Here is a 22,851-nt window from a genome sequence, read left to right on the forward strand (position 1 = left end):
CGCCGATGTCCGGATCGCGAAACAATGAGCGTCCATCAGGCGGACAGACGGCAGGATTCGCAGCGTGGATAGCGCCGTGAGCACCCAACGACCGCTGCGCGTGGCCCTTCTCGGGGCCGGCGTGGTCGGCGGAGCCGTCGCGCGCCTGCTCACCGAGCACGCCAGCGACATGGCAGCCCGGGTTGGCGCGCCACTCGAGATCGTCGGCATCGCCGTGCGCCGGGCCGGGCGCGACCGGTCCGACCTCGGCATCGACCCGAGCCTCTTCACGACCGACGCCGACGACCTCGTCACCCGTGCCGACGTCGTCGTCGAGGTGATCGGCGGCATCGAGCCCGCCCGCTCGCTCATCCTCAGCGCCATGAAGCACGGCGCCTCGGTGGTCACGGCCAACAAGGCGCTGCTCGCCGAGGACGGTCCGGCGCTCTACGCCGCGGCCGCCGAGCACGGCGTCGACCTCTACTACGAGGCCGCCGTGGCGGGAGCCATCCCGCTTCTGCGGCCGCTGCGCGAGTCGCTCGCCGGTGACGACGTCACCAAGGTGCTCGGCATCGTCAACGGCACGACCAACTACGTGCTCGACAAGATGGACACGACCGGTGCCGGCTTCGCCGACGCCGTCGAGCAGGCCCAGGCGCTCGGCTACGCCGAGGCCGACCCCACGGCCGACGTCGAGGGCTTCGACGCGGCTGCCAAGGCCGCGATCCTCGCCTCGCTCGCCTTCCACACCCGTGTCTCCGGCGCCGACGTCTACCGTGAGGGCATCACCGAGGTAACCGCGTCAGACGTCGCGGCGGCCCGCGAGATGGACTCCGTCGTCAAGCTGCTCGCGATCTGCGAGCGCACCGAGGCCGGCGTCAGCGTCCGGGTGCACCCGGCGATGATCCCGCGGTCGCACCCGCTGGCCGGGGTCCGCGAGGCCTTCAACGCCGTCTTCGTCGAAGCCGACGCCGCCGGGCAGCTGATGTTCTACGGCCGCGGTGCCGGTGGCGACCCGACCGCGTCGGCCGTGCTCGGCGACCTCGTCGCCGTGGCCCGCCACCGGGTCGGCGGTGGGCTCGGCCCGGGGGAGAGCAGCTATGCCGACCTGCCCGTGCTCACCATGGGCGACGCGCTGACGCGCTACCACATCAGCCTCGATGTCGAGGACCGCTCCGGTGTCCTCGCCCAGGTCGCGGCGGCCTTCGCCGACCACGACGTGTCGATCGAGACGGTGCGCCAGCAGCTCGTCCGCGAGGAGGGCGACGGAGGCCATCGCGCCAACCTCATCATCGTCACGCACACCGCGACCGATGCCGCACTGTCCTCCACTGTCGAGCGCCTGCGTACGCTCGACGTCGTGCGAGGTGTCAACTCCGTCATGCGCGTCGAAGGTTCGTGATGGCCCACCAGTGGCGCGGCGTGATGCGGGAGTATGCCGACCGGTTGCCGATGCTCGACGGGGCCCCCGTCGTGACCCTGCACGAGGGCGGCACGCCGCTCATCCACGCGGAGAAGCTGTCGGCGCGGGTCGGCGCCGAGGTCTACCTCAAGTACGAAGGTCTCAACCCGACCGGCTCCTTCAAGGACCGCGGCATGACGACCGCCATCAGCCTCGCCGCCAAGCGCGGCGCCAGGGCCGTCATCTGCGCGAGCACCGGCAACACGAGCGCGTCCGCCGCGGCCTATGCCACCAAGGCGGGCATGACCTGTGGCGTCCTCGTGCCCGACGGCAAGATCGCGATGAGCAAGCTGAGCCAGGCGATCGCCCACGGCGCCACACTGCTCCAGGTCGACGGCAACTTCGACGACTGCCTCACCCTCGCGCGCAAGCTCGCGGAGGCCTACCCCGTCGAGCTCGTCAACTCGGTCAACCCGGCGCGTATCGAGGGCCAGAAGACGGCGAGCTTCGAGGTCGTCGACGCCCTCGGCGACGCTCCCGACATCCACTGCCTGCCCGTCGGCAACGCCGGCAACATCACGGCCTACTGGAAGGGCTACCGCGAGTACGTCTCCGACCCCTCCGTGAGCGACCAGCCGGGTCCGGCGACGCACCTGCCCGTCATGTGGGGCTTCCAGGCGGCCGGGGCGGCCCCGCTCGTCCTCGGCCACCCGGTCGACGACCCCGAGACGATCGCCACGGCGATCCGCATCGGCAACCCCGCGTCCTGGGACCAGGCGATCGCGGCGCGTGACGAGTCCGGTGGTCGCATCGCGGCCGTCACCGACGAGCAGATCCTCGAGGCGCACCGCTACCTCTCCTCGCAGGAGGGCGTCTTCGTCGAGCCGGGCTCGGCGGCGTCGGTCGCAGGCCTGTTCGCGAGCCACGCCGAGGGTCTCGTGCCGCCCGGCGCTCGGATCGTCTGCACCGTCACGGGCCACGGCCTCAAGGACCCCCAGTGGGCCCTGCGCACGGCCGACGGCAGCGAGATCGTGCCGACCCGCGTCTCCGTCGACGCCTTCTCGGCCGCGCAGGCGCTCGGTCTCGAGGGGTGACCGCGTGAGCCGCGTGCCCGGGGGACGCTCCGTCCTGGTGGGGGTGCCAGCGAGCAGCGCGAACCTCGGCCCGGGCTTCGACTCCATCGGTCTGGCCCTCGGGCTCTGGGACCGCTACGTCATCACCACCTCGGACACCCCGGGCCTCGTCATCGAGGTGTCGGGCGAGGGCGCCGACGACGTGCCGACCGACGAGCGTCACCTCGTGCACGCCACCATGCGGCATACCTGGGCGGTGCTGGGGTGCGAGCCCCCCGCGGGCCTGCGCATCGAGGCGCGCAACGGTGTGCCGCACAGCCGCGGGCTCGGGTCGTCTGCGACCGCGATCGCTGCGGGGGTCGTTGCGGCGCAAGCACTTTCGTCAGACACCTACCCCGCCGAGGGAGAGCCGGTCGAGCTCGACCGGGGGCTGGCGACGCACATCGCGAGCGTCCTCGAGGGTCACCCCGACAACGCATCGGCGAGCGTGCTCGGCGGCCTCACGGTTAGCTGGATGCCTGACGACAGCGGCCTCGACCGCGGTGACCGGACGGTCACGGCCTCGATCGCGCTGCACCCCGAGGTGGAGGTCGTCGTGCTCGTCCCCGAGACGCAGCTCGCCACCCGCACAGCGCGGGCGGTGCTGCCCGCGACCGTGCCGCTCGCGGCTGCGGCGGCCGGTGCGGGGCGGGCCGCCCTGCTCGTGCACGCGCTGACGTCCGACCCCAGCCACCTCCACGCCGCGACCCGCGACTGGCTGCACCAGGAGGCGCGACGGCCTGCCTACCCCGAGACGATGCGCCTCGTCGATGCCCTGCGGACCGAGGGACACGCCGCCGTCGTCTCCGGCGCTGGGCCGAGCGTCCTCGTGCTCACGACTCGTGGGGCCGTCGACAGCGTGCAGGTCCCCGCAGGGTGCGCGGGCTGGCGACGGCTGACGCCGGGGGTGCCCGTGCGAGGTGCCATCGTCACCGCGTGCTGACCTGCGCTCCTGCCGCCGGTGTCGGGGTGTCGGGTGGTATCTTGAGCCTCGCACCACTCGCCGCGTTCACGCAGGCCGGTGCACCACCCCCACGCTGAGGCAGTTCTTTCTGCCTCTCGGTGCAGTGCACCGATGTGGTTCACAGTCGGCCAGAGACAACTGGCCCCAGTTCGGCTCCGCGAGGTCTTCGCCGGGTCGCGAACGAGGGGGAAGGATCCTTCGTGTCAGAAACCACCACCCGTCCTGTGTCTGGCCTCGCCGCCATGAAGCTGGACGAGCTCAAGGGCGTCGCCTCGTCCATGGGCATCAAGGGCACGACGAAGATGCGCAAGAGCGATCTCGTCGAGGCCATCAAGGCACGCCAGGCCGGCGGCAGCGCCGGGCAGGGGTCCACCCCCTCGTCCGCCCCCACCGCTGCTGCGGCCACCACCGAGCGCCAGGAGCCGGCCACCGACGCCGGGGCCGGCGCCGCCAAGGCTGACGAGCCCGCGCCGCAGCGTCGCGAGCGCTCGACCCGACGTCAGGACACGGAGCCCGCCTCCGAGCAGGTATCCGACCAGGCATCCGGGCAGACGTCCGAGCGCCCAGCCGAGTCCGACGGCGACGCGTCGCAGGGTTCGACGCAGGGTGCGCCCGACCGCGCGCCGCGGCAGGAGCGACGCACGAGCCGCACCGGTCGGACCAGCCGTGAGACCCGCGAGCCCCGTGAGGAGCCGCGTCTGCCCGAGGGCATCGAGCTCGCCGAGGCGGCCGTCGACCGGGCCGAGCGCACGCAGCGCGGCGACCGTCAGCAGGAGCGTCAGCAGGGCGACCGTCAGCAGGATCGTCAGCAGGGCGACCGCCAGCAGGACCGCCAGCAGCGTGACGACCGTCAGCCGGATCGTCAGCAGGGCGACCGTCAGCAGGACAGCTCCACCCAGCCCCGCCAGGGTGCGCAGAGCCACCAGGGCGGCCAGAACACCCAGAACACCCAGGGCGGCCAGGGCCACCAGGGCAGCCAGTACTCCCAGGGCGGCCAGGCCAACCAGGGCAACGGCCCCCAGGGTCGCTTCGATGACGACGACGACCGCAACGGCACGCGCCGCAGCCGCAACCGCCAGCGCAGCCGTGACCGCAAGCGTGGTCGCACGCGCGACGGCCAGGACTGGGTCGAGACCGAGCCGCAGGTGCAGGAGGACGACGTCCTCGTGCCGGTCGCCGGCATCCTCGACGTGCTCGACAACTACGCCTTCGTGCGCACGACCGGCTACCTGCCCGGCCCGAACGACGTCTACGTGCCGCTCGGCATGGTCAAGAAGCACGGGCTGCGCAAGGGCGACGGGGTCACCGGTGCGGTCAAGGCGCTCCGCGAGGGCGAGCAGCCGTCGGGCAACGTCGGCCGCCAGAAGTTCAACGCGCTCGTGCGCCTCGACTCGGTCAACGGCGCGACGCCCGAGGAGTCGCTCAAGCGCGTCGAGTTCGGCAAGCTGACACCGCTCTATCCGCAGGAGCGCCTCCGCCTCGAGACCGAGAGCACCGCCCTCACGACGCGGATCATCGACCTCGTCGCCCCCATCGGCAAGGGCCAGCGCGGTCTCATCGTCGCCCCGGCCAAGGCCGGCAAGACGATGGTCATGCAGGCGCTCGCCAACGCGATCACGACGAACAACCCCGAGTGCCACCTCATGGTCGTCCTCGTCGACGAGCGGCCCGAAGAGGTCACCGACATGCAGCGGGCCGTCAAGGGTGAGGTCATCGCCTCCACCTTCGACCGCCCGGCCGAGGACCACACGACGGTTGCCGAGCTCGCCATCGAGCGGGCCAAGCGCCTCGTCGAGCTCGGTCACGACGTCGTCGTGCTCCTCGACTCGATCACCAAGCTCGGTCGCGCCTACAACCTCGCCGCCCCGGCGAGCGGGCGCATCCTCTCGGGCGGTGTCGACTCGGCCGCGCTCTACCCGCCGAAGAAGTTCTTCGGCGCCGCGCGCAACATCGAGAACGGCGGGTCGCTGACGATCCTCGCCACGGCGCTCGTCGAGACCGGCTCCAAGATGGACGAGGTGATCTTCGAGGAGTTCAAGGGCACCGGAAACATGGAGCTCAAGCTCTCGCGCGAGCTCGCCAACCGGCGCATCTTCCCGGCGGTCGACATCAACGCGTCGGGTACCCGCCGCGAGGAGATCCTCCTCGCGAGCGAGGAGCTGAAGATCATGTGGAAGCTCCGGCGCGTGCTCGCCGCCCTCGACCCCGTCCAGGGCATCGAGCTGCTGACCGACCGCCTCAAGAAGACCCGCACGAACTACGAGTTCCTGCTCCAGGTGCAGCAGACCTCGTCGATGAAGATCGACGACGAGGCCTGACCCGCACTCCACCAGCACCATCCCGTATGCCGCTCGCCCACCCCGGGCGAGCGGCATACGTGCGTCTGACACCCCCGAGCCTGCACGGGTGCCAGACGCACGATCAGTCGCGCGATCGGCACCTTCAGCCGCTGGCAGGTGCCAGACGCTCAGGCAATTCCCGGGACCAACGCCGGTGAGCCCGGACGACCTGGTTGAGGAAGGCGTTGGGGTCAAGGCGCAGGCCGAGCACGGGGATGCGCAGGACGCGCTCGGAGCCGAGCACGACCTCGTTCTGGCGCAGGGCATCGTCGACGGGGTTGAGGGCGAGGGCGTGGTGGCCCCCGTCGATCTCGACCACGAGCCCGATCTCGTCCCAGGCGACGTCGAGGTAGATCCGACCGTTCGGGAACACCCGCACCGCCTGCCGGCTCGGCTCCGGCAGGCCCCGGCCACGACAGTGTGCAGCGAAGTCGAGCTCACCCAAGGACTGGGCGCCGTCGCAGACGTCGCGCACGACGGAGTCGATGAGGGACCGACGGGCCGACCGGGTCACGCCTTGCCAGGCCGAGAGCAACGCCGCCGGCGGCACGAGCCGCTGCTGCAGCGCGAGGCATAGGACGAGAGCGGCCTGACGGTCGGAGCGGGCCGACTGTGCGGCGTGGATCACCGCCAGCTCCGGCCGCACCCGAGGGATGCCGACCCCGACGACGGGCAGTGGGCTGACCCGCCGGTGCCGGCGCACCCCCGCCACCGTATGTCGTCGGTTGTCGGTCGGCAGCGAGACGTCGATCGTCTCGGGCGCGAACCCCGTGAGCCCGGCGGCCAGCAGCGCTGCGGCCCCATCGAGGGCGGCGCCCGAGCCGGTCTCCCAGACGGCCCTCCACCACAGCGCTTCACCGGTCGGGCAGCCCGAGCCGATGACCACGGTGTGGCGGCCGGCCCGTTGCCAGCGACCGGCACGCACCTCGGATGCCACGTCATGACGCGACAGACCCGCCGCCCGGAGCTCGGACCGGTGGGCCACGCCGTCGTGGAGGGCCGCGATCGACGCGCCCACCCGTGCGCGGACCTGCCGACTCTGTCTCGTCGTGCGTGTCGCCATGCCGTCGAGTCTGACGAGCCGGACGCCTGCCCCGCTGCCGTCGTGCACAGGTGCTCTCCGCGCATCTGACACCTGCGACATCGAACAGGTGCCAGACGCTCGATCTGTCGTGCGTCCGGCACCCCTACCGCGCCGAGGGTGCCGAACGCACGCGCGGGGCGGGTTGCGGGAATGCCGGGGCGGGTGCTGACGTTTTGGGTGACGTGCCACACCTCTGGCACAATCTTCCTTTGGACCGGTTCACGGACGAGCAGGCGCCCCACGGGCGCTGCGAAGACTCCGACCCGGCCACCTCATCTCAAGGAGACGCTGTGAAGAAGGACCTGCACCCCGCCTACGTCGAGACCACGGTGACCTGCACCTGTGGCAGCACGTTCACGACGCGTAGCACCGAGACGTCGGGCAAGATCTCGGCCGACGTGTGCTCGCAGTGCCACCCGTTCTACACGGGCAAGCAGAAGATCCTCGACACCGGTGGCCGCGTGGCCCGGTTCGAGGCCCGTTACGGCAAGAAGGCCGCCAAGTAGGTCTCCCGCACGCCGGCTCCCACGACTTCGGTCGTCGGGGGCCGGCGTTCGTTTTGACCATGACGTGACCGCGACCTCCACCTGCGAGAGGTGACCACCGTGCTCGACTCCGTCCAGTCGATCCTCGACGAGTACTCCGAGCTCGAGCGTCGCCTTGCCGACCCGGCCGTCCACACCGACCAGGACCTCGTGCGCACCCTCAACAAGAGGTATGCCGCGCTGGCCCCCACCGTTGCAGCCGCCCGGTCCTGGCAGGCGGCCGTCGACGACCTCGGGGCCGCACGCGAGCTGGCGACCGAGGACGAGTCCTTCGCCGCCGAGGTGCCCTCGCTCGAGGCCCGGGAGGCGGCGGCCGAGGAGCACCTGCGCCGGATGCTCGTGCCACGCGACCCCGAGGACGACCGCGACGTCATCCTCGAGGTCAAGGCGGGCGAGGGCGGCGACGAGTCGGCCCTGTTCGCCGGCGACCTGCTGCGCATGTACCTGCGCTACGCCGAGCAGCGTGGCTGGCGCACCGTCGTCGAGGACGCGACCGAGAGCGACCTCGGCGGCTACAAGGACGTCCGCGTCTCCGTGCGCGCCAAGGGCACGCCGGGTCTCGGCGAGGGCCCGTGGGCGCGCCTCAAGTACGAAGGCGGCGTGCACCGGGTCCAGCGCGTGCCCGTCACCGAGAGCCAGGGCCGCATCCACACCTCCGCGGCGGGCGTGCTCGTCATGCCCGAGGCCGAGGAGGTCGAGGTGACGATCGACCCGAACGACCTGCGCATCGACGTCTACCGCAGCAGCGGGCCCGGCGGCCAGAGCGTCAACACGACCGACTCCGCCGTACGGATCACCCACGTGCCCACCGGGCTCGTCGTCTCGTGCCAGAACGAGAAGTCGCAGCTGCAGAACAAGGAGGCCGCCATGCGCGTCCTCCGGGCGCGCCTGCACCAGCTCGCCCAGGACGAGGCCGACGCCGAGGCGAGCGCTGCCCGCCGCTCGCAGGTGCGCACCGTCGACCGCTCCGAGCGCATCCGCACCTACAACTTCCCGGAGAACCGCATCTCCGACCACCGCACCGGCTACAAGTCCTACAACCTCGACGCCGTGCTCGACGGCGACCTCGACCCGGTCGTCCAGTCGGCGATCGACGCCGACGAGGCCGCCAAGCTGAGCGCCCTCGCCGGGGCACCCGAATGAGCCGTCGGTGACGGACCTGCGTGTCGGCATACGTGCTGCGACGGCGCGGCTGGCCGAGGCCGGAGTGCCCTCCCCGCAGCCTGACGCCCTGGCTCTCGCCGCCCACGCGCTCGGGGTCGACGTCGCCGAGGTGCGCCGGCTCATGGTGCTCGGCGGACGCACCCTCCCACCGGCGTATGCCGTCCTCGTCGACGAGCGCGCCCGTCGCGTGCCGCTCCAGCACCTCACGGGCCAGGCGGACTTCCGGCACCTGACGCTCGCGGTAGGCCCCGGGGTCTTCGTGCCGCGGCCGGAGACCGAGGTCCTCGTCGACCTCGCGCTCGCCGAGGTCGACCGGGTCAAGGATCTGGGCGAAGGGCTCGACGAGGCGCGAGCCGTGCGGGTCGTCGACCTCTGCTCGGGATCCGGCGCGATCGCCCTCTCGATCGCGCACGAGCGGCCGGGCGCCGAGGTGCGCGGCCTCGAGGTATCGCCCGAGGCGTGGGCCTGGTCGACCGCGAACCGCGACCGGCTCGGGCTCGACGTCGACCTCGTCCTCGGCGACGCGACCTCGCCCTGCTTCGAGGACTGGACCGGCACGGTCGACGTCGTGACGGTCAACCCGCCCTACATCCCGGTGGGAGCCGTCCCGGTCGACCCCGAGGTGCGCGACCACGACCCACAGATCGCGCTCTACGGAGGCAGCGAGGACGGGCTCGCCATCCCGCTCGCAGTCGTGCGGGTCGCCGCCGGTTTGCTGCACCCCGGGGGCCTCGTGCTCGTCGAGCACGCCGACAGCCAGGGCGAGAGCCTGCCCCGGCGGATGCGGGCCACGGGGGAGTGGTCGGAGGTCGGCGACCACCTCGACCTCGCCGGACGTCCACGGGTGACGACCGCGCGCCGGTCTCCCACGAGCGCGGACTAGGCTTCGGGCCGTGAGCGAGCGCTACGACTGCACAGACCCGAGCGGCCGCGCCGAAGGGGTGCCCGCGGCTGCGGGTGCGATCCGCCGCGGCGAGGTCATCGTGCTGCCCACCGACACCGTCTACGGCATCGGGTGCGACGCCTTCGACGCCAACGCCGTGGCCTCGGTCCTGGCCGCCAAGGGGCGCGGCCGCGACATGCCGCCACCCGTGCTCATCCCGACCGCGCGCACGGCCCAGGGGCTCGCGACCGCGGTGCCCGACTATGCGCAGCGGCTCATGGAGAAGTTCTGGCCGGGACCGCTCACGGTCGTGCTCAAGGCCCAGACCTCGCTGCACTGGGACCTCGGCGAGACCAACGGCACCGTCGCGCTGCGCGTGCCCGACCACGAGGTCACCCTCGAGCTGCTCGGCGACGTCGGCCCGATGGCCGTGACGAGCGCCAACACGACCGGCGACCCTGCTGCGCGCACGGTCGACGAGGCGCTCGCGATGCTCGGCGAGTCCGTCTCCGTCTACCTCGACGCCGGCCCGGCCGGCGAAGGCGAGCCGTCGACGATCATCGACTGCACGGGCGAGGCCCCCGTCACCCTGCGCCTCGGGGCGATCCCGCAGGCCGACATCGATGCCGCGCTGCTCCCGGCCGACGACGTCGTCGTGGGGGACGACACCGAGCCTTCGGACGAGCCCGCCGGTGATGTGGCGGACGAGCACGCCAGCGAGCCGGCCGACGAGCCCGCCGCCGACGCCGATGCAGATCTCGGTGCTGAGGCGGCTGGTGCAGCTCCCGAGCCGACCGCCGACGCCGACACGACCGGCTCCTGGCCCGAGGTGGCGCAGGAGGAGCACCCGGACCCCCTCGCCGAGGTGCCGGCCCCCACCGTCGGCGACACCGTCGACGAGTGGCACGACGTGGCGCAGGACGCCCGCCCCGATGTCACCGCGGACCCGCCGGACCGGGCCACCGGCGCCGACCCGCTCGCTCCGATCGCGGAGTCGCCGGACGCCCCCACCGACACGCACGCCACCAACGGCGGCGCGCCCACGCAATAGAGTTGGCACGCGCCCGACTCCCGAGACCCCAACCGGAGATGCACCATGGCTGACGACACGTTCTACGGCTCCGACTTCGGTGCCCTGCAGTCCCTCGACCCCGACATCGCCGGGGTGCTCCTGTCGGAGCTCGACCGCATCCGCGGCGGACTGCAGCTCATCGCGAGCGAGAACATCAGCTCGCCCGCCGTGCTGACGGCCCTCGGGTCGACCCTGTCGAACAAGTACGCCGAGGGCTACCCCGGGCGGCGCTACTACGGCGGCTGCTCCGAGGTCGACAAGGCCGAGCAGATCGCCATCGACCGGGCCAAGGAGCTCTTCGGTGCCGACCACGCCAACGTCCAGGCGCACTCGGGCGCGAGCGCGAACCAGGCCGTCTACGGCGCCTTCATGGCCCCGGGCGACACCATCCTCGCGATGTCGCTCCCGATGGGCGGCCACCTCACCCACGGCACGAAGGTCTCCTTCTCCGGCAAGTGGTTCAACGCCGTCCACTACGGCGTCGACAAGCTGAGCGAGGACATCGACTACGACCAGGTCGAGGCGCTCGCCAAGGAGCACCGCCCGAAGGTCATCTGCGCCGGTGGGTCGGCGATCCCGCGCCTCATCGACTTCGAGCGCTTCCGCGCGATCGCCGACGAGGTCGGCGCGATCCTCTGGGTCGACGCCGCCCACTTCATCGGTCTCGTCGCCGGCAAGGCCATCCCGTCGCCCGTGCCCCACGCCGACGTCGTCACCTTCACGACGCACAAGGTGCTGCGCGGCCCGCGGTCCGGCGCCCTCGTCTGCAAGGCCGAGCACGCCGCGGCCATGGACAAGGCGATCTTCCCGATGATGCAGGGCGGCCCGCAGATGCACACCATCGCGGCCAAGGCGGTCAACTTCAAGGAGGCCGCGACCCCGGAGTACGCCCAGTACGCCAAGGACGTCATCGCCAACAGCCAGCAGCTCGCTGCGAGCCTGCTCGAGCTCGGCATCCGCCCGACCACCGGCGGCACCGACACCCACCTCGCCCTGCTCGACCTGCAGGGTGTGGGCGTCACGGGCAAGGACGCCGAGGAGCGCGCCGACGCCGCCGGAATCGTGCTCAACAAGAACGCCATCCCCTTCGACCCGCAGAAGGCCAACATCGCCTCCGGCATCCGGGTCGGCACGCCGTCGGTGACGACGCAGGGCATGGGCGTCGAGGAGATGAAGCAGATCGCCGCGCTCATCCACAAGGCCGTGACCGAGGGTGACGCCGATCCCGACCACGCGGTGAGCAAGGACGTCCGCGCGCAGGTCACGGACCTCGTGACGCGCTTCCCGGCATACCCCCGCTGACTCCGGCGACCCGCCAGCGTCGGCGCCCGAGCGAAGGTCGGTAGGTGCACGAGTACGTTCTCGTCCTCATCGTGGCCGCGGCGGTCACCTACCTCGTGACCCCGTTCATCCGCAGCCTCGCCGTGGCCACGGGCGCCTTCACGGCGGTGCGCGAGCGCGACGTCCACACGACCCCGATCCCGCGGCTCGGGGGAGTGGGCATCTACATCGGCTTCGTCGCGGCCGCGCTCGTCGCCCGTGCGCTGCCCTACCTCGGCACGCTCTTCTCGACGCGCCAGATCCTCGGGGTCATCGCGGCAGGCGGCGTCGTCTGCCTCCTCGGCGCGTTCGACGACATCCGTGAGCTCGACTGGGTGACCAAGCTCGCCGGGCAGATGCTCGCGGCCGGCCTCATGGCCTACACCGGGGTGCAGCTGCTGTCCCTGCCGATCTTCGGCACGACGATCCTGCCGGTGCCGGTGCTCGTCAGCTTCACCGTCATCGTCGTGCTCGTGTGGACCAACGCCGTCAACTTCATCGACGGCCTCGACGGGCTGGCCGCTGGGGTCGTCGGCATCGCCGCCCTCGCCTTCTTCACCTACAGCTACCTCGTGTCGCGCTCGTTCGTGCCGGCCAACGTCTTCTCGACCGCGACCTTCATCTCGGCGGCGCTCGTGGGCTGCTGCGCCGGCTTCCTCCCGCACAACTTCCACCCCGCGCGCCTTTTCATGGGCGACTCCGGGGCCCTCACCCTCGGCCTGCTCATGTCGGCGGCGACGATCACCCTGACGGGCAACGTCGACCCCACCCAAGTGAGCACCAACGAGGTGTCGGCGGCGTTCCTGCCCATCCTGCTGCCGCTCGCGGTGCTCCTGCTGCCGCTCCTCGACATGGTGCTCGCGATCGTGCGCCGCACCATGGCGGGGCAGCGGCCCTGGCACCCGGACGCCAAGCACCTGCACCACCGCATGCTGAGCATCGGTCACACCCACCGGCGGGCCGTGCTAATCCTCTACCTGTGGGCCGCGATCGTGGCGCTCGGGTCGGTGTCGTTCGTCATCTGGGACGGGTGGCGCCCGCTCGTCGTCGTGGCGGCAGCCGCGGCGGTCGGCGTGGTTCTCACGGTCCGGCTTCCACGGTGGAGGGCGTCCGAACGCTTGTGATAGCATTCACAAGCACCTTGGGAGAACCTGAGAACCGGTCGCCAGGTGGTGCGGAAAGCCTTCCCGCACAAGACGATCGAGCCCGACCCGGCCCCGCCAGCAACACGCCTCACGACGCAGACCAGGCAGGTTTTTCTTGAGCGCCACACCGGCCCGCACCGCATCACAGTCCGATGCGTTCGCGCAGCTCCTCCGGGGCTCGCTCCTGCCGACCGTCGTCGCCGCGCTCGCCTGCATCGTCGTGGGCCTCTTCTCGAGCCCCAAGGCCGCGTGGTCGGCCGCCCTCGGCGCCGCTCTCGTCATCTTCTTCTTCAGCCTGACGCTGCTCGTCATGAAGCGCACGGCCGACCTGCCGCCCACGACCGTCATGATCGTCGTGATGCTGACCTACACCTTCAAGGTCGTCGTGCTCGGCGTCGCGATGTTCCTGCTGCGCGACGTCAGCTGGGTGTCGGGGTATGCCGTGGGGCTGGCCATCACCGTCTGCGCCCTCGTGTGGCTCTTCTTCGAGATGCGGGCCTACAAGCGGCTGCGCATCTTCGCCTACGATCCTGACGGCGCTGCTGCCCTCGACACGACGTCTCGGGAGCCGCGTGATGAGTCGTGAGATCGGAGGGCGCGATGTCGACCCCACCGTCCGGTGCCCCGGGCGTCGAGGACAACTCCGGCGAGAGCGCGGAGGACAAGAAGGAGCGCGAGCGGCAGTTCAACCTGCGCGAGTCCAACTCCGCATGGAAGGCCGTCGCCTACCTCATCACCGGTCCGCTGATCTACGGCGGGCTGGGGGCCCTGCTCGACCACTGGCTGGGCACGACCTGGCTGGTCGGAGCGGGGATCGTCGGTGGGATGGCCCTGTCGCTCTACCTGATCTGGTTCCGATACGGTACCCATTGAGCCACCCGGCGGGCCGGCTCGTCCCCGCGCCCCCCGACGGTGTGCGAGTGACCGGCCCCGCTGGCCGGAGCCCCGTCGGTCCGGAGCCCACCACAGACTTTTCGACCGTCGAGATGCAGCGCGTCGCGACACCTGCCCAAGTCCTACAAAGGAGTAACCCGTGAGCCTCGTGTCCGCCGCGCCCTCGGAGTACACCGCGCCCGGTGTCGAGGAGTTCTGGCAGCCGCTCTTCGGGACCGACGGTCCCTGGGCGATCACACGCCCGATGTTCCTCATCGTCATCTCGGTGGGCCTCATCATCTGGTACCTCCTCGCCACGACGCGCAAGAAGGCGCTCGTCCCGAGCCGCGGGCAGATGGCGACCGAGGCGGTCTACGGGCTGGTGCGCAACGGCATCGCCAAGGACCTCATCGGCAGCAAGGAGTTCATGCGGTTCGTCCCGCTGCTGTTCTCCCTCTTCATGATCATCCTGGTCAACAACTTCTTCGGCGTCATGCCGCCGTTCAGCTACCCGACGATGAGCCGCATCGGCTTCCCGATCGCGCTGTCGCTCATCGTGTGGGTCGTCTTCCACGTCGTCGGCATGAAGAAGCACGGCTTCTTCGGCTACTGGAAGTCGCTCGTGCCCTCCGGCCTGCCGAAGGGGATGATCCTGCCGATCTTCTTCCTCGAGCTCATCACCGACCTGTTCACCCGGCCGGTCACCCTCGCCCTGCGACTCTTCGGCAACATGTTCGCCGGCCACATCCTCATCGTGCTGTTCATCACCGGCGGCTGGTACATGCTGACCAACGGCGGCATCCTCGTCATCGCCGGCGGTGTGACCTGGGTCTTCGCCCTCGTCATGACCCTCTTCGAGCTGCTGGTCGAGTTCCTGCAGGCCTACGTCTTCACCCTCCTCGCGGCTCTCTACATCGGCGGCGCCATCGCCGACGAGCACTGAGCTCCGCGCGCTCCACCGCACCACTGCGTTCCACCCCAGCACGACCCCGTACGACCCCGGCGGCAGACGTCTCCGGGAACGACAAGAAGGAAATGGACACAACATGACTGGCAACATCGCCATCCTCGGTTACGGCCTCTCCGCCATCGGCCCCGGTATCGGTGTCGGTCTCATCTTCGCCGCCTACATCAACGGCGTTGCCCGTCAGCCCGAGGCTCGCGGCATGCTCCAGCCGATCGCCTTCCTCGGCATGGCCATCACCGAGGCGCTCGCCATCTTCGGTATCGCGCTCGCGTTCGTCTTCAAGGCCTGACGCCCTCCGGGGCCGATCAGGACCGTCGACGCACTCGATTCTCTCTAGGAGACCCGCATGCAAGCATCGTTCGTGTTCGCCGAGGGCGGCGAAGAGGGCTTCTGGGCCACTGCGGCACCGATCATTCCGCACCCCCTCGAGTTCTTCTTCGGCCTTGCCACCTTCGCGCTTCTGTACTTCGTCGTGAAGGCCAAGGTCGTCCCGCGCCTGGAGCAGATCTACGCCGAACGCACTGCGGCGATCGAGGGCGGGATGAACAAGGCCGAGGAGGCCCAGGCCCAGGCCCAGGCTGCCCTCGAGCAGTACCAGGCCCAGCTCGTCGAGGCCCGGGCGGAGGCCTCACGCATCCGTGAGGACGCCAAGGCACAGGGCGCGCAGATCATCGCCGAGATGCGCGAGCAGGCCGCCGCCGACGCGTCGCGCATCACCGAGACCGCGCACAAGCAGATCGAGGCCGAGCGCCAGCAGGCGGTCGTCTCGCTCCGCGGTGACGTGGGCCGCATGTCCACCGAGCTCGCGAGCCGCATCGTCGGTGAGTCGCTCGAGGACGAGGCTCGCCAGCGCGGCATCGTCGAGCGCTTCCTCGCCGAGCTCGAGTCGGGCGACGTCGTGCGCGAGAAGGTCGGAGACGCCTGATGCAGGGATCCTCACGCGCAGCTGCGGCCGGGAGCCGCGAGGCGTTCACCGGTGTGCTCGCTGCCGGCGCCGACCGCACGCGGTTGGCCGAGGAGCTCTTCGCCGTCGTCGCCCTGCTCGACGGCAACGTCACCCTGCGTCGCGCGGTCGCGGACCCGTCCCAGGACGCCGCCCGCAAGACCGACCTCGCCGAGCGGCTCTTCGCGAGCCGGGTCGGGGCCGAGGCGCTGGTGGTGCTCAAGGGCGTCGTCAGCCAGCGGTGGAGCTCCGAGCGCGACCTCTCCGACACCCTGGAGCGGTATGCCGTGGAGTCCGTCGTCGCCGACGCCGAGACCCAGGACTCCGCCGACCAGGTCGAGGACGAGCTCTTCCGCTTCGAGCGGATCGTCGCGGCCGACACGGCCCTGCGCACGGCTCTCACCGACGAGTCCGCGTCGGCCGAACGGCGCACCGCGCTGCTCGGCTCGTTGCTGGCCGGCAAGGTGACGCCGCAGACCCTGGTGCTCGCGCGCCAGGCCGTCGCCGCACCACGAGGGCGTCGCTTCGACGCCGTCGTGCGTGAGTACCTCGAGATCGCGGCGACGCGTCGCGAGCAGCAGACGGCCACCGTGATCTCGGCCGTGCCGCTGGGTGCGCAGGAGCGATCCCGCCTCGCAGCGGGCCTCTCGGCGATCTACGGCGGCAAGGTCCACGTCAACACCGTCGTCGACCCGCGGGTCCTGGGCGGCATCAAGGTCGAGATCGGTGACGAGGTCATCGACGGCACCGTCATCCGCAAGCTCGACGCGGCCCGCCGCGCCATGGGTGCCTGAGCACCAACCCCCCAGCTCTAGAGAAACCACCGACCCGCACGCGGGTCGAAACCGAGGAGAAGATCTGACATGACGGAGCTTTCGATCCGTCCGGAGGAGATCCGGGACGCGCTGGACTCGTTCGTCCAGTCCTACGAGCCCGGTGCGGCCTCCCGCGAAGAGGTCGGCCGCGTCACGGACGCCGGCGACGGCATCGCCCACGTCGAGGGTCTTCCCTCGGCCATGACCAACGAGCTGCTGCAGTTCGAGGACGGCACGCTGGGCCTCGCGCTCAACCTCGACGTCCACGAGATCGGCGTCGTCGTCCTCGGTGACTTCGCCGGCATCGAGGAGGGCCAGGTCGTCAAGCGCACGGGCGAGGTCCTCTCCGTTCCCGTGGGCGACGCCTTCCTCGGCCGCGTCGTCGACCCGCTGGGCACGCCGATCGACGGTCTCGGCGACATCGAGGCCGAGGGCCGCCGCGCCCTCGAGCTCCAGGCGCCCAACGTCGTGCAGCGCAAGTCGGTGCACGAGCCGCTCCAGACCGGCATCAAGTCGATCGACGCGATGACCCCGATCGGCCGCGGCCAGCGCCAGCTCATCATCGGCGACCGCCAGACCGGCAAGACGACGGTCGCGATCGACACGATCATCAACCAGAAGCGCAACTGGGAGTCGGGCGACCCCGACCAGCAGGTGCGGTGCATCTACGTCGGCATCGGCCAGAAGGGCTCGACCATCGCGTCGGTCCGCGGCACCCTCGAGGAGGCCGGCGCGCTGGAGTACACCACGATCGTCGCGGCTCCCGCGTCCGACTCGGCCGGCTTCAAGTACCTCGCTCCCTACACCGGTTCGGCCATCGGCCAGCACTGGATGTACCAGGGCAAGCACGTCCTCATCGTCTTCGACGACCTGAGCAAGCAGGCCGAGGCCTACCGCGCCGTGTCGCTGCTGCTGCGCCGTCCGCCGGGCCGCGAGGCCTACCCGGGTGACGTCTTCTACCTGCACTCGCGTCTCCTCGAGCGTTGCGCGAAGCTCTCCGACGACCTGGGCCACGGCTCGATGACCGGCCTGCCGATCATCGAGACCAAGGCCGGTGACGTGTCGGCCTACATCCCGACCAACGTCATCTCGATCACCGACGGCCAGATCTACCTCCAGGCCGACCTGTTCAACGCCAACGTCCGTCCCGCCATCGACGTGGGTGTCTCGGTCTCCCGAGTCGGCGGCGCGGCGCAGATCAAGGCGATGAAGTCGGTCGCCGGTCGTCTCAAGCTCGACCTCGCGCAGTTCCGCGCCATGGAGGCCTTCGCGATGTTCGCCTCCGACCTCGACCCCGCCTCGCGAGCCCAGCTCGCCCGTGGTGCGCGCCTCGTCGAGCTGCTCAAGCAGCCGCAGAGCAACCCGTACCCCGTCGAGGAGCAGGTCGTCTCGGTGTGGGCCGGCACGACGGGCAAGCTCGACGACGTCGCGGTCGAGGACGTCCGCGCCTTCGAGACCGAGCTGCTCGAGACCCTGCGTCGCGACGGCAAGATCCTCCAGACGATCCGCGAGACCCAGAAGCTCGACGACGACACCGAGAACGCTCTCGCCAAGGTCGTCGACGACGTGAAGTTCACCTTCCGCGGCACGGGCCGTGACGGCCTTCAGGCCGGCCAGGAGGACGTCGAGGAGCTCGAGGAGACCGAGATCGACCAGGCGAGGATCGTCAAGAACAAGTAGCACGACCCGGTATGCCGTCCTGACCGGCGCCGCCCGCGCGTGACGCGGGTGCCCGGCGGACGGCATACCGGAACGGCTGTCGCCGACCGAACGCCCACACCCCACACCGACCAAGAGAGGCGGAGCGCATGGGAGCGCAGATGCGGATCTACCGCCAGCGCATCAAGTCCGTCAACTCCATCAAGAAGATCACGAACGCGATGGAGCTGATCGCGGCAGCGCGCGTCATCAAGGCCCGGCAGCGGGCCACTGAGGCGATGCCGTACACCACCGCGCTGACCCGGGCCGTGAGCGCGGTCGCGTCGAACACCAACGAGGACCACCCGCTGACGACCACGAACACCGACGCCAAGCGCGCCGGCGTCGTGATCATCACGGCCGACCGTGGTCTCGCCGGTGCCTACTCGGTGGCCGCCCTCAAGCGCGCCGCCGAGCTCGTCGCCCTCCTCGAGAGCGAGGGCAAGGAGGTCGTGCCCTACCTCGTCGGTCGCAAGGCGGTCAGCTACTACAAGTTCCGCAAGCGCGCGTACGCGCAGGAGTGGACCGGCTTCTCCGACGCCCCGACGTTCGAGAACGCCAAGGACATCGCCGACCGGATCACGGCCGACTTCCTCAAGGAGTACGCCGACGGCGGCATGGACGAGATCCACCTCGTCTACACCCGCTTCCGCTCGATGGTGCGCCAGGACCCGCACGTGCTGCGCCTGCTGCCGCTCGAGGTCGTCGACAAGGACGTCGAGGGCGACAGCGACCGTGGTCTCGACTTCACGGTCCAGCACTACGACGAGGGCCAGCTCGCGCCGGAGTACGACTTCGAGCCGAGCGCCTCGGAGGTGCTCGACCGGCTGCTGCCGAAGTACGTGCGCAACCGCATCTACACGGCGCTGCTCAGCTCGTCGGCCTCGGAGCTCGCTGCCCGCCAGCGTGCGATGAAGTCGGCCACCGACAACGCGACGGAGCTGATCAAGACCTACCAGCGCCTCGCCAACCAGGCCCGCCAGGCCGGTATCACCCAAGAGATCAGCGAAATCGTGGGCGGCGCCAACGCCCTCGCGGACGCCAAGAAGTAACGCCCACAGGTAAGGAAGCAGACCACCATGACTGCCACTGTCAGCGACACCACGTGGACGGCCCCGCCCGCGGGCGGCGTCGGACGCATCTCCCGCATCATCGGCCCGGTCGTCGACGTCGAGTTCCCGGCCGACGCGATGCCCGAGCAGTACAACCTGCTCACGACCCAGGTCGCGCTCGCCGGCGAGACCAAGAACATCAACCTCGAGGTCGCCCAGCACATCGGCGACAGCATGGTCCGCGCCATCTCGCTGCAGCCGACCGACGGCCTCGTGCGGGGCTCGGCCGTGCAGGACACCGGCGGCCCGATCACCGTGCCGGTGGGCGACGTGACGCTCGGCCACGTGTTCAACACGACCGGCGAGTGCATGAACCTCGCCGAGGGCGAGACGCTCGAGATCAAGGAGCGGTGGGGCATCCACCGCAAGGCTCCCGCCTTCGACCAGCTCGAGTCGAAGACGACGATGTTCGAGACCGGCATCAAGGTCATCGACCTGCTGACCCCCTACGTGCAGGGTGGCAAGATCGGCCTCTTCGGTGGTGCCGGTGTCGGCAAGACGGTGCTCATCCAGGAGATGATCGCCCGAGTCGCCCGCGACCACGGTGGTGTGTCGGTGTTCGCCGGTGTCGGCGAGCGCACCCGTGAGGGCAACGACCTCATGGTGGAGATGGAGGAGGCCGGCGTCCTCGGCCAGACCGCCCTCGTCTTCGGTCAGATGGACGAGCCGCCGGGCACGCGTCTTCGCGTCGCCCTGTCGGCCCTGACGATGGCGGAGTACTTCCGCGACGTGCAGAAGCAGGACGTCCTGCTCTTCATCGACAACATCTTCCGCTTCACGCAGGCGGGCTCCGAGGTCTCGACCCTCCTCGGCCGTATGCCGTCCGCCGTGGGCTACCAGCCCACGCTCGCCGACGAGATGGGCGTCCTCCAGGAGCGCATCACCTCGACGCGTGGCCACTCGATCACCTCGATGCAGGCGATCTACGTGCCGGCCGACGACTACACCGACCCGGCGCCGGCCACGACGTTCGCGCACCTCGACGCGACGACCGAGCTCTCCCGTGACATCGCGTCGATGGGTATCTACCCCGCCGTCGACCCGCTGTCCTCGACCTCGCGAATCCTCGACCCGCGCTACATCACGGCCGACCACTACAACACGGCCGTGCGCATCAAGTCGATCCTCCAGCGCAACAAGGAGCTGCAGGACATCATCGCGATCCTCGGTATCGACGAGCTCTCCGAAGAGGACAAGATCCTCGTCAACCGCGCCCGTCGCATCCAGCGCTTCCTGTCGCAGAACACCTACGTCGCGAAGCAGTTCACCGGCATCGAGGGCTCGACCGTGTCGCTCGCCGACTCGATCGAGGGCTTCACGAAGATCGCCGACGGCGAGTACGACCACGTCGCCGAGCAGGCCTTCTTCATGTGTGGTGGCCTCGACGACGTCGAGCGTCAGTGGTCGGAGATCCAGAAGAACCTCTGAGCATCCTTCGACCGGAGTGACCGGACGAACCCGACGACGGGGAGGCGCCTTGACGGCCCTCCCCGTTGGTCGTCTCGCGATCCCTGTCCTCATCGTCGTGGTCGCCGCGGTGCTCGGCCTGCGGGCGCGCCTCGGTCTCGACCTCGGCGACGGCACCCACGCCGTCGAGCTGTCGATGCGGCTCGCCCGTGGCGACCAGCCCTTCCGCGACGAGATGAACCTCCAGGTGCTCGGCGCCTGGCCGGCCGTGCCGTTCGTCTGGGTGTGGCTGCACACCGTCGGCGTCGACGGCATCGTCCTCGCCTCACGGGTCTACTTCGTCCTGCTCGCCCTCGCTGGGGCCGCTCTGGCGTGGCGCGCGGTCGGCGGCGCGCTCGGGCGGGTCAGCACCGGCGTCGCGGCCGTCGCAGCCGTCGTCCCGACGGCCTACAACCTGCAGCTCGTCGGCTACAACACGACGCCTGCGCTGCTCTACCTCGTGGCCGCGAGCAGTGCCGTCGGAGCGATGGTCAGGGGAGCCGCCGCCCCGTCTCCAGCCTCATCGGTGTCGTCAGTCCCGTCGGTGTCATCGGTGTCATCAGCATCGTCGTCCCGTTGGCCGGTCGTGTGGGCGGTGGTCGCGGGAGCGGCGGCGGCGCTGGGCGCCGTGAGCCATCCCGTGACGGCACCGGCTGGGGTTCTGCTGCTGCTCGTGAGCGTGCTGTGGGCCCGGGGCCGGGTGCGCCTGGCTCTCGTCGGTGGCGCCGCCGGCGCCTCCCTCGTGGTCGCTGCCCTCGCGGTCGCCCTGTGGGGGGTCAGCCAGGTGCGCGAGACGCTCGCCTTCACGGCCGACTACCAGAGTGCGCGAGTCGACCGGGTCGGCCGCGTCGCCGGGTGGCTGGGCTACCTCGGCGGTGAGCTGGCCCAGCCCGCAGTCCTCCTCGCCCTCGGCCTCGGCATCGCCGCGGGAGTGGCCCTCTCGCGTCGCAGCCGCCTCGCCGGGCCGCTCCTGCTGGGCGCGGTCGCCCTGACAGCGGGCACTGGCCTGACCCGCAGCGCGAGCTCCGCCACCTTCAGCGTGAGCGCGTGGCTCAGCCCGGTGATGGCGCTCGTGCTCTCGCTCGTCCTGCTGCCGGCGGCCGTCGTGTCGGCGACGCTCCTGCGCGGGGCAGCCGTGCGCCTTCTGACGGTGGGGGCGATCCCGAGCGCGGTGGGAGCAGTGTGCGTCGCGGGCTTCACGGCGTCGTCGCCGACGTGGGGCGCGGTCGGATCCTGCCTCGCACCAGGTGTGTTCGCCGTCATCGCGTGCGCCCTCTCGGGTCTCCTACGGTTGCGGGCGCCGGCCGGCGCTGACTCGTCTCGGCGCCGCGGCGCGGTCGCCCGGTGGTCGACGGCTGCTGTCGGCTCGGCAGTGCTCGTCGCACTGCTGGCCTCGCACGTGGCGACGAGCTTCCGCGACGGCCCGGTCGGGCGGCTCGACGCCGCAGCGCCGACCGGGGCGTATGCCGGCCTGCTCACGACCGATCGTCGTGCCGCTGACGTGGCCGCAGCCCAAGGCGTTCTGCGCTCCTGCGCCACGACGGGGTCGAGCGTGCTGGCGATCGGCTACCCGGCGGCATACCTCATGGGTGACGTCCGGTTCGCCACGCCGGTCACGTGGCTCGCCGACTTCGGGCCGAGCACCTCGCACCTGGTCCGGTGGTTCGACGAGCGCGGGACCCTCCCCGACTGCGTCGTGCGCCCGGCGCGCTGGTGGCAGGGCAGTGGTGGCGCGCCCGAGGCCGACCCGCTGCGGGCGTGGGTGGAGGCCCGCTACGTCACCGCCGCTGCGACCCCGACGCTGGTCGTGCTGCGCAGGACCGACCGATGACGTGGAGACTGGAGCCCGTGTGGAGTCGGTCACACGGGTTCGACCGCCGGCCGGGACGGGCATGGTCCCTCCCGAGCCGGTGTTGACGCCAGTGATGACCGCACCACCGACGACGACGTCGAGCATGACCGACCATGAACGACAAGCACCAAGGAGC

General features: G+C 70.7%; 21 protein-coding genes. 20 read left to right on the plus strand and 1 reads right to left on the minus strand.

Annotated elements, in window-relative coordinates; all coding sequences use genetic code 11:
• Positions 1-76 precede the first annotated feature (76 nt).
• The 4 genes from FHX52_RS00285 (at position 77) to rho (ending at position 5,775) form a co-directional block, all read left to right on the plus strand.
• The gene (locus FHX52_RS00285; protein ID WP_141821942.1) at positions 77-1,381 is read left to right on the plus strand and encodes a homoserine dehydrogenase; all 1,305 of its coding nucleotides are present in this window, start codon (positions 77-79) and stop codon (positions 1,379-1,381) included.
• Positions 1,381-2,475, plus strand: coding sequence for a threonine synthase (gene thrC, locus FHX52_RS00290; RefSeq protein ID WP_141818910.1), 1,095 nt, complete (start codon positions 1,381-1,383; stop codon positions 2,473-2,475). The genes FHX52_RS00285 and thrC overlap by 1 nt, the downstream gene beginning before the upstream one ends.
• A 4-nt stretch (positions 2,476-2,479) precedes the next feature.
• Positions 2,480-3,436: a homoserine kinase gene (gene thrB / locus FHX52_RS00295; RefSeq protein ID WP_141818912.1), complete on the plus strand. Its 957-nt coding sequence runs from the start codon at positions 2,480-2,482 to the stop codon at positions 3,434-3,436.
• A 263-nt stretch (positions 3,437-3,699) separates the two neighbouring features.
• Positions 3,700-5,775: a transcription termination factor Rho gene (rho, locus tag FHX52_RS00300; RefSeq protein ID WP_221630393.1), complete on the plus strand. Its 2,076-nt coding sequence runs from the start codon at positions 3,700-3,702 to the stop codon at positions 5,773-5,775.
• A 124-nt stretch (positions 5,776-5,899) separates the two neighbouring features.
• Here the strand turns inward: rho and FHX52_RS00305 are convergent, their stop codons facing one another.
• Positions 5,900-6,859 (minus strand): PDDEXK family nuclease, encoded by a 960-nt coding sequence (locus FHX52_RS00305; RefSeq protein ID WP_141818916.1) that lies wholly within the window; start codon positions 6,857-6,859, stop codon positions 5,900-5,902.
• A 311-nt stretch (positions 6,860-7,170) separates the two neighbouring features.
• On the opposite strand from FHX52_RS00305, the gene rpmE reads away from it, so the two are divergent.
• From rpmE to FHX52_RS00385, 16 genes are all read left to right on the plus strand, one after another.
• Positions 7,171-7,386 carry a 50S ribosomal protein L31 gene (gene rpmE, locus FHX52_RS00310; protein WP_141818918.1) on the plus strand — a complete coding sequence of 72 codons (216 nt, stop codon included), beginning with the start codon at positions 7,171-7,173 and terminating at the stop codon, positions 7,384-7,386.
• 99 nt (positions 7,387-7,485) lie between these two features.
• Positions 7,486-8,568, plus strand: coding sequence for a peptide chain release factor 1 (prfA, locus tag FHX52_RS00315; protein ID WP_141818920.1), 1,083 nt, complete (start codon positions 7,486-7,488; stop codon positions 8,566-8,568).
• 7 nt (positions 8,569-8,575) lie between these two features.
• The gene (gene prmC / locus FHX52_RS00320; RefSeq protein WP_141818922.1) at positions 8,576-9,472 is read left to right on the plus strand and encodes a peptide chain release factor N(5)-glutamine methyltransferase; all 897 of its coding nucleotides are present in this window, start codon (positions 8,576-8,578) and stop codon (positions 9,470-9,472) included.
• Positions 9,473-9,482: 10 nt separating this feature from the next.
• Positions 9,483-10,523, plus strand: coding sequence for an L-threonylcarbamoyladenylate synthase (locus tag FHX52_RS24200; RefSeq protein ID WP_246069542.1), 1,041 nt, complete (start codon positions 9,483-9,485; stop codon positions 10,521-10,523).
• Between the two features lie 45 nt (positions 10,524-10,568).
• A complete protein-coding gene (locus tag FHX52_RS00330) occupies positions 10,569-11,846 on the plus strand; it encodes a serine hydroxymethyltransferase (RefSeq protein ID WP_141818924.1) in 1,278 nt (425 codons plus the stop codon).
• Between the two features lie 44 nt (positions 11,847-11,890).
• Complete coding sequence (locus FHX52_RS00335) at positions 11,891-12,988, plus strand: glycosyltransferase family 4 protein (RefSeq protein WP_141818926.1); 1,098 nt, start codon at positions 11,891-11,893, stop codon at positions 12,986-12,988.
• A 136-nt stretch (positions 12,989-13,124) separates the two neighbouring features.
• Positions 13,125-13,595 (plus strand): Cg1360 family ATP-synthase-associated protein, encoded by a 471-nt coding sequence (locus FHX52_RS00340; RefSeq protein WP_141818928.1) that lies wholly within the window; start codon positions 13,125-13,127, stop codon positions 13,593-13,595.
• 14 nt (positions 13,596-13,609) lie between these two features.
• A complete protein-coding gene (locus tag FHX52_RS00345) occupies positions 13,610-13,882 on the plus strand; it encodes an AtpZ/AtpI family protein (RefSeq protein WP_221630395.1) in 273 nt (90 codons plus the stop codon).
• A 160-nt stretch (positions 13,883-14,042) separates the two neighbouring features.
• Complete coding sequence (gene atpB / locus FHX52_RS00350) at positions 14,043-14,825, plus strand: F0F1 ATP synthase subunit A (protein WP_141818930.1); 783 nt, start codon at positions 14,043-14,045, stop codon at positions 14,823-14,825.
• A gap of 103 nt (positions 14,826-14,928) precedes the next feature.
• On the plus strand, positions 14,929-15,138 hold the full coding sequence (atpE, locus tag FHX52_RS00355) for an ATP synthase F0 subunit C (protein WP_026863922.1): 210 nt from the start codon (positions 14,929-14,931) through the stop codon (positions 15,136-15,138).
• Between the two features lie 57 nt (positions 15,139-15,195).
• The gene (locus FHX52_RS00360) at positions 15,196-15,774 is read left to right on the plus strand and encodes a F0F1 ATP synthase subunit B (RefSeq protein ID WP_141818932.1); all 579 of its coding nucleotides are present in this window, start codon (positions 15,196-15,198) and stop codon (positions 15,772-15,774) included.
• Entirely contained in the window at positions 15,774-16,586 is an 813-nt protein-coding gene (locus tag FHX52_RS00365; RefSeq protein ID WP_141818934.1) for a F0F1 ATP synthase subunit delta, read from the plus strand. Before FHX52_RS00360 ends, FHX52_RS00365 begins: the two co-directional genes overlap by 1 nt.
• A gap of 69 nt (positions 16,587-16,655) precedes the next feature.
• Positions 16,656-18,287 carry a F0F1 ATP synthase subunit alpha gene (gene atpA, locus FHX52_RS00370; protein WP_141818936.1) on the plus strand — a complete coding sequence of 544 codons (1,632 nt, stop codon included), beginning with the start codon at positions 16,656-16,658 and terminating at the stop codon, positions 18,285-18,287.
• 128 nt (positions 18,288-18,415) lie between these two features.
• Complete coding sequence (locus tag FHX52_RS00375) at positions 18,416-19,357, plus strand: F0F1 ATP synthase subunit gamma (RefSeq protein WP_141818938.1); 942 nt, start codon at positions 18,416-18,418, stop codon at positions 19,355-19,357.
• Between the two features lie 27 nt (positions 19,358-19,384).
• Positions 19,385-20,845, plus strand: coding sequence for a F0F1 ATP synthase subunit beta (atpD, locus tag FHX52_RS00380; protein WP_141818940.1), 1,461 nt, complete (start codon positions 19,385-19,387; stop codon positions 20,843-20,845).
• 49 nt (positions 20,846-20,894) lie between these two features.
• The gene (locus FHX52_RS00385) at positions 20,895-22,694 is read left to right on the plus strand and encodes a hypothetical protein (protein ID WP_141818942.1); all 1,800 of its coding nucleotides are present in this window, start codon (positions 20,895-20,897) and stop codon (positions 22,692-22,694) included.
• Positions 22,695-22,851: the final 157 nt, after the last annotated feature.

It is taken from the genome of Humibacillus xanthopallidus, from assembly GCF_006717145.1.
Taxonomy (GTDB): Bacteria; Actinomycetota; Actinomycetes; order Actinomycetales; family Dermatophilaceae; genus Humibacillus; species Humibacillus xanthopallidus.

What these genes read in the sequence shown, in the direction of transcription:
- atpA (WP_141818936.1), top strand. Translation starts at nt 16,656, where the DNA reads ATGACGGAGCTTTCGATCCGTCCGGAGGAGATCCGGGACGCGCTGGAC.
- FHX52_RS00305 (WP_141818916.1), bottom strand. Translation starts at nt 6,859, where the DNA reads ATGGCGACACGCACGACGAGACAGAGTCGGCAGGTCCGCGCACGGGTG.
- thrC (WP_141818910.1), top strand. Translation starts at nt 1,381, where the DNA reads ATGGCCCACCAGTGGCGCGGCGTGATGCGGGAGTATGCCGACCGGTTG.
- FHX52_RS00330 (WP_141818924.1), top strand. Translation starts at nt 10,569, where the DNA reads ATGGCTGACGACACGTTCTACGGCTCCGACTTCGGTGCCCTGCAGTCC.
- FHX52_RS00365 (WP_141818934.1), top strand. Translation starts at nt 15,774, where the DNA reads ATGCAGGGATCCTCACGCGCAGCTGCGGCCGGGAGCCGCGAGGCGTTC.
- FHX52_RS00360 (WP_141818932.1), top strand. Translation starts at nt 15,196, where the DNA reads ATGCAAGCATCGTTCGTGTTCGCCGAGGGCGGCGAAGAGGGCTTCTGG.
- rho (WP_221630393.1), top strand. Translation starts at nt 3,700, where the DNA reads ATGAAGCTGGACGAGCTCAAGGGCGTCGCCTCGTCCATGGGCATCAAG.
- FHX52_RS00345 (WP_221630395.1), top strand. Translation starts at nt 13,610, where the DNA reads ATGTCGACCCCACCGTCCGGTGCCCCGGGCGTCGAGGACAACTCCGGC.
- atpE (WP_026863922.1), top strand. Translation starts at nt 14,929, where the DNA reads ATGACTGGCAACATCGCCATCCTCGGTTACGGCCTCTCCGCCATCGGC.
- atpD (WP_141818940.1), top strand. Translation starts at nt 19,385, where the DNA reads ATGACTGCCACTGTCAGCGACACCACGTGGACGGCCCCGCCCGCGGGC.
- FHX52_RS00375 (WP_141818938.1), top strand. Translation starts at nt 18,416, where the DNA reads ATGGGAGCGCAGATGCGGATCTACCGCCAGCGCATCAAGTCCGTCAAC.